This window comes from Nostoc sp. DedQUE12b (assembly GCF_034530835.1).
Lineage (GTDB): Bacteria > Cyanobacteriota > Cyanobacteriia > Cyanobacteriales > Nostocaceae > Nostoc.
In genome coordinates, this window is record NZ_JAVRCI010000073.1 from 19,715 (window position 1) to 34,421 (window position 14,707).

At 41.2% G+C, this 14,707-nt stretch carries 14 protein-coding genes; 8 read left to right on the forward strand and 6 right to left on the reverse strand.

Annotated elements, in window-relative coordinates; genetic code table 11:
• Window positions 1–424: 424 nt before the first annotated feature.
• The gene (locus tag RMY16_RS26180; RefSeq protein ID WP_322738806.1) at window positions 425–1,414 is read right to left on the reverse strand and encodes a glycosyltransferase; all 990 of its coding nucleotides are present in this window, start codon (window positions 1,412–1,414) and stop codon (window positions 425–427) included.
• 137 nt (window positions 1,415–1,551) lie between these two features.
• Window positions 1,552–2,892, reverse strand: a complete 1,341-nt coding sequence (ctpB, locus tag RMY16_RS26185) for a carboxyl-terminal processing protease CtpB (RefSeq protein ID WP_322664961.1) — start codon at window positions 2,890–2,892, stop codon at window positions 1,552–1,554.
• Between the two features lie 310 nt (window positions 2,893–3,202).
• On the opposite strand from ctpB, the gene RMY16_RS26190 reads away from it, so the two are divergent.
• Complete coding sequence (locus RMY16_RS26190) at window positions 3,203–3,901, forward strand: YdcF family protein (RefSeq protein WP_322664959.1); 699 nt, start codon at window positions 3,203–3,205, stop codon at window positions 3,899–3,901.
• A 1-nt stretch (window position 3,902) separates the two neighbouring features.
• Here RMY16_RS26190 and RMY16_RS26195 read toward each other — a convergent pair whose 3' ends face one another.
• The 3 genes from RMY16_RS26195 to RMY16_RS26205 all read right to left on the reverse strand — a co-directional run bounded on the left by RMY16_RS26195 (window position 3,903) and on the right by RMY16_RS26205 (window position 5,903).
• Window positions 3,903–4,214 carry a Txe/YoeB family addiction module toxin gene (locus RMY16_RS26195; RefSeq protein WP_322738807.1) on the reverse strand — a complete coding sequence of 104 codons (312 nt, stop codon included), beginning with the start codon at window positions 4,212–4,214 and terminating at the stop codon, window positions 3,903–3,905.
• Window positions 4,208–4,450, reverse strand: a complete 243-nt coding sequence (locus tag RMY16_RS26200; protein WP_416211708.1) for a type II toxin-antitoxin system Phd/YefM family antitoxin — start codon at window positions 4,448–4,450, stop codon at window positions 4,208–4,210. Before RMY16_RS26200 ends, RMY16_RS26195 begins: the two co-directional genes overlap by 7 nt.
• A gap of 250 nt (window positions 4,451–4,700) precedes the next feature.
• The gene (locus tag RMY16_RS26205) at window positions 4,701–5,903 is read right to left on the reverse strand and encodes a 3-dehydroquinate synthase (protein WP_322738809.1); all 1,203 of its coding nucleotides are present in this window, start codon (window positions 5,901–5,903) and stop codon (window positions 4,701–4,703) included.
• 469 nt (window positions 5,904–6,372) lie between these two features.
• On the opposite strand from RMY16_RS26205, the gene RMY16_RS26210 reads away from it, so the two are divergent.
• The 7 genes from RMY16_RS26210 (at window position 6,373) to RMY16_RS26240 (ending at window position 14,211) form a co-directional block, all read left to right on the forward strand.
• Window positions 6,373–7,254, forward strand: coding sequence for an EboA family metabolite traffic protein (locus RMY16_RS26210; protein ID WP_322738810.1), 882 nt, complete (start codon window positions 6,373–6,375; stop codon window positions 7,252–7,254).
• 83 nt (window positions 7,255–7,337) lie between these two features.
• Window positions 7,338–8,300: a TatD family hydrolase gene (locus RMY16_RS26215; protein WP_322738811.1), complete on the forward strand. Its 963-nt coding sequence runs from the start codon at window positions 7,338–7,340 to the stop codon at window positions 8,298–8,300.
• An 87-nt stretch (window positions 8,301–8,387) separates the two neighbouring features.
• Window positions 8,388–9,320: a UbiA-like protein EboC gene (gene eboC, locus RMY16_RS26220; protein WP_322738812.1), complete on the forward strand. Its 933-nt coding sequence runs from the start codon at window positions 8,388–8,390 to the stop codon at window positions 9,318–9,320.
• A 142-nt stretch (window positions 9,321–9,462) separates the two neighbouring features.
• Window positions 9,463–10,689: a metabolite traffic protein EboE gene (gene eboE, locus RMY16_RS26225; protein ID WP_322738813.1), complete on the forward strand. Its 1,227-nt coding sequence runs from the start codon at window positions 9,463–9,465 to the stop codon at window positions 10,687–10,689.
• Between the two features lie 11 nt (window positions 10,690–10,700).
• Window positions 10,701–12,074 carry an alkaline phosphatase family protein gene (locus RMY16_RS26230; RefSeq protein WP_322738814.1) on the forward strand — a complete coding sequence of 458 codons (1,374 nt, stop codon included), beginning with the start codon at window positions 10,701–10,703 and terminating at the stop codon, window positions 12,072–12,074.
• A 204-nt stretch (window positions 12,075–12,278) separates the two neighbouring features.
• Window positions 12,279–13,772 carry a catalase gene (locus tag RMY16_RS26235; RefSeq protein WP_322738815.1) on the forward strand — a complete coding sequence of 498 codons (1,494 nt, stop codon included), beginning with the start codon at window positions 12,279–12,281 and terminating at the stop codon, window positions 13,770–13,772.
• A gap of 160 nt (window positions 13,773–13,932) precedes the next feature.
• A complete protein-coding gene (locus tag RMY16_RS26240; RefSeq protein ID WP_322738816.1) occupies window positions 13,933–14,211 on the forward strand; it encodes a hypothetical protein in 279 nt (92 codons plus the stop codon).
• 175 nt (window positions 14,212–14,386) lie between these two features.
• On the opposite strand, the gene RMY16_RS26245 is transcribed toward RMY16_RS26240, so the two are convergent.
• The coding region (locus RMY16_RS26245; RefSeq protein WP_322738817.1) for a tetratricopeptide repeat protein at window positions 14,387–14,707 on the reverse strand (321 nt) is incomplete at its 5' end.

The following is a 14,707-nucleotide window of genomic DNA, read 5'->3' on the forward strand; positions in this document are numbered from 1 at the left end:
TAATTTAACTTCTCAATAATGAGGAAGCAATTAAAGTTGTGTAGCTTCAATTAACTTTTCGCCCTATTCAGTGCCACAAGCTTGTCTAATAACGACAAAAGTGCTGAGTGGCCAAGCCCTACCTACTGGAATTTTTATTTTATTCAATACAAGGTAATAAAGTTAAAAGTTCATTAACAACAGCATATTTGCTTTACATAGGTTTGAAAATACTTCTTAAGATACATTCGCTTTTGTGAGCTAAAAAAAGAGTAAGGGTCTGAGTCAATGCTTCTAGGCTGACAAGAACGTTTTTGCTTAGGTGTTACTGAATTCAGGTATGCAAATGATTTTGCGTAATTTCAAAACCTTTGTAGAGACTAGTAATTGCAACGTCTCTATACCAAGATTTACACATCTAAATCAGCAACGCCTTTTTTCTTCGTTACAGTCGAGCAATTATCTTGGCATTCTCTGGTAGCTTGGCATCTCTTTGTCCAGCAGTACGCGCCCTAGCTGTGAATAAACCAATGGGAGTACTTAATAAATCTACCAAAGTGGCTTGATCGGCGATGCCTGCGGCGGGCTGCGCCAAAGCCTTTTTAATATCTCTTGGTACTTCCTTCAATAACCAACGTGCCAAACGATAGCCGTATTCTTTGGGTGTCATCTCTCGCATTAAATCTACACCGTGCAGTTCATGCAGATAGCGATTTGAGCGTCCATAACGCCGCCATTGACTTTGCAGTTCTTGAAGTGTGGCGCGGTGGCGGTGCTGAACGATCGCATTTGAGGCAAATTCCAAACGCCCGATGTTTTCCCCCAAAATCCGCCAACAAATATCAGCATCACCACCAGTGGTAAGATAGGGGCGAAATAAACCCACTTTTTCAAGGGCAATGTGCCGAATCGCCAAATTAGCTGTTTGACCATAGGGACGAAAGGAATGGTTCAGGGTATGCTTTTGCGATAAAGTTTCTTGACGGTCTGCATGTTGTTCTAGCAGAGTTGTGCCTGGTAGTGCCAAAATTTCACCAGCAACAATTACCACTTCTGGGTTGAGAAAAGGCTGAATTAGTGAGTCTAACCATTGCGGTTGTGGGCGACAATCTGCATCGGTAAAAACCATAATTTCACCCGTAGCGGCGCGAATCCCAGTATTACGAGCAGCGTAAGAGCTTTGAATTTGGGTTTCGCTCAAGGGGCGAATTGTAATTGGGCAATTTTCGGCAGATGCTTTCAGGATGGTGAGAGTGCGATCGCTACTGTTGTTGTCCACCAACAAGTATTCTACCCGGTCTTTTGGGTAAGTTTGAGACAATAGACAATTGATTAACTTTGGTAAATCCGCCTCACCGTTATAAATAGGAACAACCACCGACACCATTGGTAAAAAGCTGGTGGTGGTGGTTGCATCAACTGGCTGATGATTCATATATCTGAGATTTTGGAGATGGGATTACTAGTTAGTATTCCCAAATCAAAATCTTGGAACGGTAATATCAAGCAGTTTCCATAACTCCAAAAATCAAGATTTGGGAATATGTGAATACCTGGTAACAAATCACTCACCTAAAATTTCAAGTCACCAGCGCGGCTCATGGGTCGGGTCGGTTGATTTGCTGGCGGCTGGGCAAAGTTGTTATTTGATAGAATTGCGATCGCCCGAGCATATTGGGGATCGCTCTTAGTTCCGATTAGATTTGGATTAGAAGCCAATTGACGCTCTTGTGCTTCTGTCAAGTCTAGCTTGATATCTGGGGCAATCCCTTTGTGGTTAATATCTGTTCCCGCTGGGGTATAGTAATGGGCTATGGTGACAGCCAAGCCGGAACCATCTGCGAGTTCATGGACTGACTGCACTAGTGCTTTGCCAAAAGTTTGACCACCTACGACTACTGCCCGCTTATTATCCTTGAGTGCCCCTGTAAGGATTTCGCTAGCACTAGCTGAATTGCCATCCACTAAGACTGCCAAAGGACGATTTGTCAAAGCAGTACGATTAGCTTTAGTTTCCTCAGTGCCGCCTACACGGTCTACTGTCTTGACAATTCCGCCGTCATTGTACCACATCCGAGCAATTTCAATGCTTGCCTGCAATAAACCGCCAGGATTACCCCGCAAATCCAAGACATAAGAATCAACTTTCTTAGTGTTCAAATCGCGGATGGCTCGTTGCATTTGTTCTGCGGCGTGGGCGCTAAATTCTCGCAAACGGATATAGCCAACGCGGCGATTCCCTTCTTGCTTGAGAGTATAGCGTACCGTTGGCACTTCAATACTTGCCCTTGTCAGCTTCAAATCAAAAGCATTTTGCCCTGCCCGTCCTAGCCGTAGCTTGATGGGAGTACCCGCTTTGCCACGGATTAGCTTAGAAGCATCATCCACTTTCATTTTGAGAGTGGGTTTGCCGTCAATTGCCAAAATTTCATCGCCTGCTTTGATCCCAGCTTTGAGTGCCGGAGAATTTTCTATGGCTTCGACAACGGTGAGGCGCTGAGTTTTTTCGTTCACTTCCATCCGAACACCAATACCAGAGACTTCTCCAGATGTTTGGCTAGTCAGAGCTTCAAATTGTTGGGGGTCCATGAACCGAGTGTAAGGATCTCCCAATTTTTGTAAAGCTTCGCGGATGGCAGTGTATGCTTCTTCCTTAGAAGAGTAGTCTTTGCTCAACAGGCTTTGCCTGGTTGCTTGCCAATCTTGTTGATTAAATTTACCATCAACATATTCATGATTTACCAGTTGCCAAACTTGGTCAACTATCACTTTTGGGCTGTCTTGTAGGGCTAGAGCAGCACGGACACCACGAGTCCAAGCGGGGCCGAACACGGACATGGTAGCAGTTGTGGCGATCGCTCCACCAATCAAGGCTACTTGGAGCGGTGAGTAACTTTTCGCAGATTGGTTCATGTATACTTAGCTGGAATAATTGTGTTGTTGACAGTTTAGCAATCAGGCTTTCCAGAAAATTTTAAGTTTTTATACCCCATAATTAACAATCTTCTTCATCATTTTTATCCTTAAATGATGCCAAAAATACCGCATTAGTTATTAACAATCATTTCTCAGTTTGTTAGTCTTTTCCGGAAGGCTATACTGAGCATGTGACACTTTAATTAGCGTCATTTTGCATTCTAGATTACTTTTATAAGATAGCACTTTGCTCACTGAATTGCAGTACTGTTAGACAGCAATAAAATCAGTTTTTCTTACTTAAGTCATGAAACGCAAATTTACCATTAAATCATTAATTTCTATTAAACAAAAATCTGCTAATTTGTGGCAATTGTTACAAAAACTCAGTGGTGGATTGTATGTTGTCCTGGGTGTTTGGCTGATTTTCACTACTATAACCTTACTTTTTGCTTCTTCGCAGCCAATAGATGCCTTCTTTGTGCTAGGTGGCAGTATTCGTCGAGAAACTTATGTTGCCCAACTAGCAAAACAATATCCACAAACCCCAATTTTAATTTCTCATGGTTCCCCAGATCCCTGTATACGGTTAATTTTTGAGGCGGAATTAGCAGAGTTACAAAACGTTTGGTTAGAAAACTGCGCGAATTCTACCTTTGAAAATTTTTATTATAGTATTCCAATTCTGCGGCGCTGGGGAGTGCATAAAGTCATGTTGATTACCTCGCCAAGTCATTTACCCAGAGCTAAATGGATGGCACAGATTCTTTTGGGCGCTCATGGTATTTGGGTAGAGCCAGAGATTGTTCAGGAGTTGGGTGTTCCTGGTAATCGGGAATCTTGGACTAAAACTGGATTAGATGTAACGCGCAGCTTATTTTGGGCGCTTTTAAGTCAAATTATTCAACCGCAATGCTCAAATGTAACAAAACTTACTGATGTAGATATGCAAGCTTGGGAGCATCGAGGTTTTCATTGTGAACATCAAGGGGGGCTGAGAAGATAGCTTACTCGTAATGCGTCCACATCCGAATTATCTTGACTACTTGCTCGGATTCGATGACCTCATATACCAACCGATGCTGTATATTTATCCTACGAGAATAAGCACCTGATAAGTCACCAACCAGCTTTTCATAAGGTGGAGGATTTTGAAAAGGATTTTCTTTAAGGACTGCAAGTAAATCCTCGGCCTTTTCCTTGATGTTACTAGAAGCTAATTTCTTTGCGTCTTTTTGCGCTTGTTTTGTGTAAATCAACTTCCAACTCGCTCCTTCGGGATTTGCAAGTGGCTCCTCAGAAGCTTGCTGACTTACCAATCCAACTCCCCATCACATTCTTGGATCGGGGTTGCTAGTCCTTCTTTTATAGATTCTTGCATTCCAGGGATAGATAATAAGTAAAGAGTCTCTTGAATTGCAGACCAATCTTTTTCCGCAAGCAGAATCGCATTACCGCGATCGCCTCGAATGATCACAGGTTTACCCTGCTCTGCAACTTGGTCGATGATCTCTTGCAAATTCTTTTGAGCGTCGTTGACGGGAAGCGAAGACATCATAACTTTTTTAACTCACGATAACTTTAATTTAGTAGAAAAGTTGAGAAATTTACCACGTTCTCAAGGAAGAAGAAGAGGAACTAAAAAGTATTTTGCAATTTGGAACCACGAAGTAGCGATCGCTTTAAAAACTAAGCGGTATATTTGCATAAAATAACCACAATTAGGCAAAGGTGAAGAAAATCTTACTCTCCACCTCTGGGCTTGTTGATAGACATCGCTTCTGCTGATTGCATCCAATGGAGAATCAATGCAAAAGTTCCCAATCTTGCAGCATCAAAATAGCATCTCTATACAAAGACAAATCTACCTGGTTAACTTCTATTCCCTCTCCGATTCCTTGTAGAAGGGTAATTGTCAATTTTCCTCCCAAATGTTCGCGGAACTCGGTAAGCCCCCTAAATATACAATGCGGATGGTCTAGTTGATCTAATTGCTCTGTCAATGCCGATACGTACAAAGTAAAGCCTAATTTTTTGAGTGTAGTTAGAACCCTTTGCCACTCTGATTGTAAGAGTTGCCCTGTTAAATATGAATAGGTTGTATCTAAAGCGATGCCGATCGCAACAGCTTCACCGTGACGTAGGCTGTAATTAGTTAAATGCTCTAGCTTGTGAGCAGCCCAGTGTCCAAAATCTAAAGGACGTGATGAACCCATTTCAAAGGGATCGCCACTACCAGCAATATGCTCTAAGTGCAACTGAGAACAGCGATAGATCAGCCTTTCCATTATGTCCATGTCTCGATTAGCCAATTTATCGGCATTAGTCATAATGAAATCGAAGAAATCTGCATCTTTAATCAGCGCTACTTTCACTGCTTCTGCAATGCCCGATCGCCAATCTCGATCGTCGAGGCTAGTGAGAAAATCAAAGTCATTCAAGACAGCATAAGGTGGCATGAATGTACCCAAAAAGTTTTTCTTCCCGAAGGCATTGATTCCGTTCTTTACTCCTACACCCGAATCATTTTGCCCTAATACTGTTGTCGGTACTCGTAGCAGCCGAATTCCTCGGTGAGCCGTTGTTGCTGCATATCCTGCCATATCTAGGACGGCTCCACCTCCAATTGCTAAAACGTAGGAGTGACGGCACAATCCAGATGCATTGATCTGCTGATGAATTTGCTCTATAAATCTAGAATCGTTTTTGACTGCTTCTCCACCTGGAACTACTATCGGCTCACCGCTTAGTGTTAGTACATCTTCATAACGCTGGACATAGACTGATAACTTTTTTAGCAACCCATCTTGATATTGCAAAAATCCTCCATCTACCACCGCTAATACTTGTTTCGGGGTTGTCTCCCCATCTGCGGCGATCGCTTGTGCAAGTAAAGGATTATCTAACTCAAACAGACCTCTAGTGAAGTGAACATCATAATTGAAGGTAATACGGACACATTGGTTAATTGGTTGTAGATTAAGAGCGTTTTTTTGTTGAATAACCATTTGAATATTATTTAAGTAACTATAAATAAATACATTACTACAATTAAAGCTAATAGCAATATAGACAGAATAAATCCATTAAGTAATTCAATATTTCAATTAAGCTACTAGACAAATCTATTTACTAAATTAATCATACTTTTGAAGTATTTCGCTTAATAGATAAAGTTCAAAATAACATAGTTTTACAATTTATATTAATACCTATAGTTTATATCTGAGGTGAGTAATGGGGATCATTATTACATAAAATTCTAATTTTTTTCCGTAAGATAATTTGGAAATTTATCTAATCAAAATGGTATCTTTATAGTATCTTCTTTAAAATTAGGAGATTTTTATAGATTCAGTGAAGTTACGATCCCAGTAAGATATTATCTAACTGCTTCAAACCCAAAATATCAAGTTTAGTGCTATATTTTATACTTGGTTGTCACAAAGAAGTTGGGCAACTTATCCTGAATTTATCATGAGTAAAGTAAACAAATTACTGCATCACTGGCTGTTAAAGTCTGTTTCAGAGAAAGCTTTTACTTGGTTGGAACAGAAGCAGGCACAGATTGCTAGCGGCGCTCCTGAACGAGTGTTTTTTACGGCTTTTAGTGCTGTGCCGCGTTATCTAGGTAAACAGGATTTGCAGCTAACATTCCAAGACTTGGAAGCAGCAGAGGATCTGATCCCCGGCTGGTATCCTGGTAATTGGAGTGTAGATCAAGCAGGTCGCACACTTTTGCTTTTAGCTTTGCCCCACGATGATGCTGAGGGCTATGTGCGATCGCTTGATCAAGTCTTCTCCACTGCCGATATGGGGGAGTTAGTTGCCCTTTATCAAAGTTTGCCGCTACTACCACATCCAGAGTTACATCGCCATCGTACTGCTGAGGGAATTCGCAGCAATATGAGTAATGTATTTCAAGCTATAGCACTACGTAACCCTTATCCAGCAAATTACTTAAATAATGCTGCTTGGAATCAGATGGTACTGAAGGCTGTGTTTGTCGGCAGTCCGTTACATCTAATTTGGGGTCTAGACCGGCGTGCTAACCCAGAATTGGCGAGGATGTTGGCAGACTATGCCCATGAACGTTGGGCAGCTAAACGCTCAGTTACGCCAGAACTTTGGCGACCTGTAGGACGGTTTGCCGATAGCGGCATCATTACAGATTTGGAAAAAGTACTGGCTAATGGGGATATACACGAGCAAGAAGCAGCAGCCTTAGCTTGTGCTGAGTCTCCTTTACCCCAAGCGCAAGCATTACTTTCTCATTACCCAGATTTACAGTCATCTATTCAACAAGGTAATCTGACTTGGAGCAGTTTTAGCCGCGCTCGCTTGTCAGTTTACGAATAAAAGGAAGTGGGGAAAGACGCAATTAATCGCGTCTGTACAAGGGAGACGAGGAGGACAAGGAAAATGCCAATGCCCCATGCCTCATGCCCAATGCCCAATATCCAATGCCCAATGCCCAATGCCCAATCATTAAAACCATGATGTTTATCGATCCTCACATTCACATGTGTTCCCGTACTACTTACGATTACTTAGTAATGCGGGAATATGGAATTGTTGCCGTTATTGAACCAGCCTTTTGGTTAGGACAACCCCGAACTAACGCTGGCTCATTTAAAGACTACTTCAGTAGTCTTGTGGGCTGGGAACGGTTTCGTGCTAGTCAGTTTGGCATCCAACACTACTGCACAATCGGCCTAAATCCGAAAGAAGCTAACAATGAAGCGTTAGCAGCTGAAGTTATGGAACTGCTACCACTTTATGCCTGTAAAGAAGGAGTTGTTGCCATTGGTGAAATTGGCTATGACGATATGACAGAAGCAGAGGATAAGTACTTTTGTCAACAATTAGAATTAGCCAAAGAACTCGATACGTTGGTACTAATTCATACTCCTCACCGCAATAAAAAGGCGGGTGCTAGTCGGAGTATGGATCGCTGTATTGAATATGGCTTAGATCCTTCACAAGTAGTTATCGATCACAACAACGAAGAAACCGTTGAAGAAGTATTAGGACGGGGCTTTTGGGCGGCTTTCACGATTTACCCACAGACGAAGATGGGTAACGCTCGGATGGTAGAAGTTGTCCGTAAGTATGGATGCGATCGCATCATTGTAGATAGTAGCGCTGATTGGGGTATTAGCGATCCTTTGGCAGTTCCAAAAACGGCTCAGTTGATGTTAGAGAGGGGTATTCCTGAAGAACATGTGCGAGCAGTTTGTTATGAAAATGCCCTAGCTGCTTACAGTCAAACTGGGCAGATGAAAGCTTCAGACTGGCTCAATCCTCAATCTATCGATCAACGTCAAATGTTCAGTGGTAATTCTGTGCTACGGGGACAAGAACCAGGAATCAAATCAGTTTCAGATTTTGTATTGATTGAATAGAAAATTGGCAGTGAGGAGTGTATAAATATCTGGTTCATTTGTAATATGCGGTTTATTTTGAGAAATACTAGGCACGGAGGCAGATAAGTGAATGTTGCAAGCTTAAATTTTCAAAGCTGGCGGGGTTATCTGGAATTGATGCGTCCTGCTAATATTGTTACTGCTTGGGCGGATATTCTTCTAGGCTTTGCTGCTTCTGGTTCTGGAATTATTTTTATTCAATTAATGAATGGAGAAGCAAACTTTTCCATACTAATTCCATTAGCTTGGTTGTTATTGGCTACAACTGGCTTATACGGTGGCGGTATAGTTTTTAACGATGTTTTTGATGCAGAATTAGATGCAAAAGAGCGCCCAAATAGAGCAATTCCCAGTGGTCGGGTATCTCGTAAAAATGCTACTTTATTGGGGAGTATACTGTTTTTAATCGGGAGTATAGCTGCTTTTCAAGTATCGTTATTGAGTGGTGCGATCGCTATTTTTATCGCTCTTTCATGCCTCCTTTATAACTCACTCGCCAAACATCATCCTTTTTTCGGCCCTTTAAATATGGGTTTGTGCCGTGGCAGTAACTTATTATTAGGTGTAAGTGCTGTACCCGAAATAATCGGTGAACGTTGGTATTTAGCACTGATTCCTGTTCTTTATATTGCTGCTATCACCGCAATTAGTCAGGGTGAAGTTCACGGAGGAAAGAAGATTACGGGAGTACTCGCGCTACTTCTAATTGCAATAGTTTTGACAGCAGTTTTAGCTTTAGGATTATTAGAAGAGTATAGAGCGATCGCAGCCCTACCATTCGCTATTTTATTAGCTATCAGAATCTTGCCTAATTTTATCAAAGCGGCGCGGGAACCGATAGCTGAAAATATCCGAAATGCTGTAAGAATAGGCGTTTTATCTCTAATAGTTTTAGATGCAACCGTTGCATCTGGTTTTGCTGGTTTGTATTACGGTTTATTTGTTCTAATTTTGCTACCATTTTCTATGAAGTTAGCAAAGGTATTTGCTGTTACTTAAATTTGAATGTATACACCCAGTAATACCATTAATCGGCTGTAGGGGCGCATAGATGTGCGCCCCTACCCATGAATATGTAGCAAGTATTTTGTGGAATAGTTTAAGCCAAAGAAAACAGATATACAAAGGATAGAGCTAGAAAATGAAAATTACAAAAAACAATAATTTTCACTTAACTTATTGCAGCAATATTCATCCTGGTGAAAGTTGGCTAGAGGTTTTCGCCAATTTAGAGAAGTATATTCCTGAACTCAAATCACGTTTATCGCCAACAGAACCTTTTGGGATTGGCTTGAGGTTAGCAGATGTTGCAGCAAAAGAACTTTTAGAAAGTAATAACTTGGCTCAATTCCAAACTTGGCTAACTCAACAAGATTTATATGTTTTCACCTTAAACGGATTCCCTTATGGTGGATTTCATCGACAGGTGGTAAAAGACCAAGTTTATGCACCAGATTGGTCTACACAAGAACGGGTTAATTATACATTAAATTTGGCACACATTTTAGCTAGTCTATTACCCCAAGGACTTGATGGCGGAATTTCTACACTACCATTATCCTATAAGCCTTGGTGGGTAAAAGACCAAACAACTTTCGAGACTGTTCTGAAAAAGAGTTGTTTGAATATAGCATCAGTTCTTGTAGAAATGATTCGCATCGGTGAACAAACAGGCAAGATCCTTCATATTGATTTAGAACCTGAGCCTGATGGTTTAATTGAAAATACTTCAGAAGTAATTGACTTCTATCAAAATTGGTTATTACCAATCGGTGGTAGTTATTTATCAGAAAAATTAAATATTGAACAAGATTTAGCAGAGACTAAATTGCTAGAACACGTTCGGATTTGCTATGACACCTGCCATTTTTCCGTTGAATATGAGCAGCCAAACTCTGTATTTACACGTTTGCAATCGGCAGGAATTAAAATTGGCAAAATTCAAATCAGCGCTGCAATTCAAGTAAAAATACCTGCTGAGGTTGAAAAGCGGAGTTTGATAGTTGAACGCTTACGTCCTTTTGCAGAATCTACCTATCTTCACCAGGTAATAGAACGTCGCAGCGATGGTACACTCCATCACTATCCTGACTTAATAACTGCATTACCACATTTAGAGCAATCTTTAGCTGAAGAATGGCGTACTCACTTTCATGTCCCAATTTTTATTCATGATTATCAAATTTTGCAATCTACGCAAGATGATATTGCTACTGTTTTACAGCTACTTCAGACAAATAATGCTTGCTCACATTTAGAAATTGAGACTTACACTTGGGATGTATTGCCATCAGAAATGAAGATAGATATGCTGACTTCTATTCAGCGAGAATATGAGTGGGTATTAAAAGAATTCGCCGCAAATTAAAAAGTAAGTTTATGAAAAAGACAGTTATTCTAAATGTTGTCGGATTAACGCCCAGTTTACTAGGAGAAAATACTCCGTTTTTATCTTCTTGGGCGGCTATTGGGCAAATGGTTCCCATCAAAAAAGTGCTACCTGCTGTGACTTGTTCGGTTCAGGCTACTTATTTAACAGGAAAATTCCCTGATGAACATGGAATTGTCGCTAATGGTTGGTACTTCCGCGATGAATGTGAAGTGAAGTTTTGGCGACAATCTAATAAACTAGTACAAGCTCCTAAAGTTTGGGAAATAGCTAAATCAATCGATCCAAATTTCACTTGTACCAACCTTTTTTGGTGGTACAACATGTATTCTTCAGTAGATTATGCGATTACACCGCGCCCGATGTATCCCGCAGATGGGAGAAAATTACCTGATATTTATACCCATCCTAGTGATGTGCGATCGCAAATTCAATCTGATTTAGGAAACTTCCCTCTGTTCGATTTTTGGGGCCCAAAAACTACCATTAGTTCTAGTCAATGGATTGCCAATTCCGCAAAATGGATTGAGGAACATTACAGCCCGACATTATCACTAGTTTATTTACCACATTTAGATTACTGTCTGCAAAAATTTGGTAACAATCAAACAGAGATTAAAGCAGATTTGCGAGAAATTGATGCTGTTTGTGGCGATTTAATTGAATATTATCAAGCACGCAATACTCAGGTAATTATTCTTTCTGAGTATGGCATTACCCCAGTTTCTAAAGCTGTACATTTAAACCGCGTACTACGGGAAAATGGTTTAATTGCTATACGAGAAGAATTAGGGCGAGAACTGCTCGATTTTGGGGCTAGCATTGCCTTTGCTATAGCCGATCATCAAATTGCTCATGTTTATGTGAATGATCCGGCGTATATCCCGAAAGTGCGATCGCTTTTAGAAGCGACTGAAGGCGTAGCGCAGGTATTGGATGAAGAGGGGAAACAAGCCTACCATCTCAATCATCCTAGATCGGGTGAGTTGGTAGCGATCGCTCAATCTGACGCTTGGTTTACCTATTATTATTGGCTCGATGATGCGAAAGCGCCTGATTTTGCTAAAACTGTAGATATCCACCGCAAACCTGGTTACGATCCTGTAGAACTTTTCCTCGATCCACAAATAAAATTTCCTCAAGGAAAAATTGCTCTCAAGTTACTTAAGAAACAACTAGGTTTTCGCTACCTGATGGATGTAATTCCTTTGGATGCTTCCCTGGTGCGTGGCTCTCACGGCAATATCACCACTTCCCCAGATGAAGGGCCTCTATTTATCACCCATCAAAGTCACCTAATTGATAAACATCAAATTGAGGCGACAGATGTTTGCTCGTTGATTCTCAAACATTTAAATACCTGAAAGGCATTATAGAGGCGATATATCGTCTCTGCATCTTACCAAAATACAAAAAAATTCCTTGTAATTCATAATCATATCGAGTATGATTTATATACAAACTCGTAATGACTATGAATTAGATTGTTCTATCAGTAGGTATCCATCTACTGACTAAAATGTACTGTGGGCAATCTGAGTAACTTACATGGAGAGCTTCTTTAACCCATGACTGAACCCCAAAACTTGACAACTGCTGACGGTATTCCAGTTAGCGATAATCAGAACTCACTCACAGCTGGAGCGCGTGGCCCTGTATTAATGCAGGATTTCCACCTCATAGAAAAGCTGGCTCATTTCAACAGAGAACGTATTCCTGAGCGCGTTGTCCACGCTAAAGGTGCGGCTGCTTATGGTACTTTTACTGTCACCAATGACATCACTCGCTACAGTAAAGCCAAACTTTTTTCTGAAATTGGCAAGAAAACGGAAGTTCTTCTGCGCTTTTCTACAGTTGGAGGAGAAAAAGGTTCAGCAGATGCCGAGCGTGACCCTAGAGGTTTTGCCATCAAGTTTTATACTGAAGAGGGCAACTGGGATATTACAGGCAACAATACCCCTATTTTCTTCATCCGCGACCCCCTCAAGTTTCCTGATTTTATCCATACCCAAAAGCGCAATCCGCAAACCAATCGCAAAGACCATAATGCAAAGTGGGATTTTTGGTCACTCAGTCCAGAATCGCTTCACCAGGTGACGATCCTGTTTTCAGATCGAGGAATACCCAAAACTTATCGACACATGGACGGTTTTGGTAGCCACACCTTCAGCTTAATTAATGCTCAGGGCGATCGCGTTTGGTGTAAATTTCACTTTAAGACTCTGCAAGGACATCAAACCTTGACAGAGGAAGAATCCGCTAAGATTAAGGGCGAAGATCCCGATCATGCGACTCATGATTTGTTTGAAGCGATCGCTAAAAAAGACTATCCTAAGTGGCGGATGTGTATTCAGGTGATGACTGAGGAGCAAGCCGCAAAACATCCAGATAATCCCTTTGACTTGACAAAAGTTTGGAAACAAGGAGAATATCCTTTAATCGAAGTTGGGATATTAGAGCTAAATCGTAACCCTGAGAATTATTTTGCCGAAGTAGAGCAAGCTGCTTTTAGCCCTAGTGCAGTGGTTCCTGGCGTTAGTTTCTCTCCAGACAAAATGCTGCAAGCTCGAATTTTTTCTTACCCAGATGCTCAACGGTATCGTTTGGGTGGTAACTATCAGCAACTACCTGTCAACCAGCCCAAATGTCCAGTGATGCATTATCAGCGAGATGGCTTTATGGCATCGGGGAACAACCACGGTAGCGTTCCTAACTATGAACCGAATAGTGCTGAAGGTACGCCTAAAGAAAATCCAGCTTATGCAGAGCCACCTAACCATTTGGGCGATGTCACAGTCGATCGTTACAATCATCGTGAAGGAAACGACGATTACACCCAAGCAGGTAATTTGTATCGGTTACTAACTCCTGAGCAGCAAGAGCGTCTTGCTAAAAATATTGTTGGTAGTCTCTCTCAAGCAAGGCAGGACATCCAAATGCGCCAACTTTGCCACTTTTTCCGGGCAGATATTTCTTATGGTCGTCGTGTAGCTGAAGGATTGGGCATTTCAATCGATCCCTCAATGTTTTCTCCGACTGCTCAACCTGTAGGTAATTGGTAGCCTCATAGTTTCGTAGGGTGTGTTATGCCGTAGGCTAACGTACCGAAAACCTGGATGGTGGGTTACATACTTAAGTTAGATTTAGATCCCCGATTTCTTGAAGAAGTCGGGGATTTGATAAATTAAAACAGACTCATTAATGGAGTTCAAAGGCTCATTAATGGAGCTAAAAGACTCATTAATGGAGCTAAAAGACTCTTTAATGAAGCTAAAAGACTCATTAATGGAGTTCAAAGGCTCTTTAATGGAGCTAAAAGACTCTTTAATGAAGCTAAAAGACTCATTAATGGAGTTCAAAGGCTCTTTAATGGAGCTAAAAGACTCTTTAATGAAGCTAAAAGACTCATTAACGGAGTTCAGAGGCTCATTAAGTAAAGAAATAAAAATATTTACAGTTATTGCGATCGCACCCTCCGCAAAGCATATCGTAGAGAAGTAGTTTTAGGTTGTGCGATCGCATTATTTTGCTTCACTGCATTTGCGATGATATTGTGTAATTAATTATCTTGCCTACTTATTAGACTAAAATTTGAATCCCAGGCGAGTAATGCGGTCGGCGCAGATTACCTAAATTACTGAAACCAACAGGAGACAAAAGCAACCATTCTCCTGAATCAAGGCTGACGATTCCGCCGCAAGTCTTCCAGATTTTCACGAATGGTTATTGTATTGGGATGATTTGCTCCCAAACGTTTTTCAGCGATTGCCAAAGCTTCAATCCACAAAGATTTGGCTTTCCTGTACCTTCCCTGTGAATAATAGAGGAATGCCAAATTGTTCAGGCTACTTGCCACAGAGGGGTGTTTATCTCCCAGCAGGCGTTTTGTCATCGACAAAGCTTCGATGTACAAAGGTTCGGCATCGCTGTACCTTCCCTGTGAATCGTAGAGTCCTGCCAAATTGTTCAGGCTAGTTGCCACATCAGGGTGTTCATC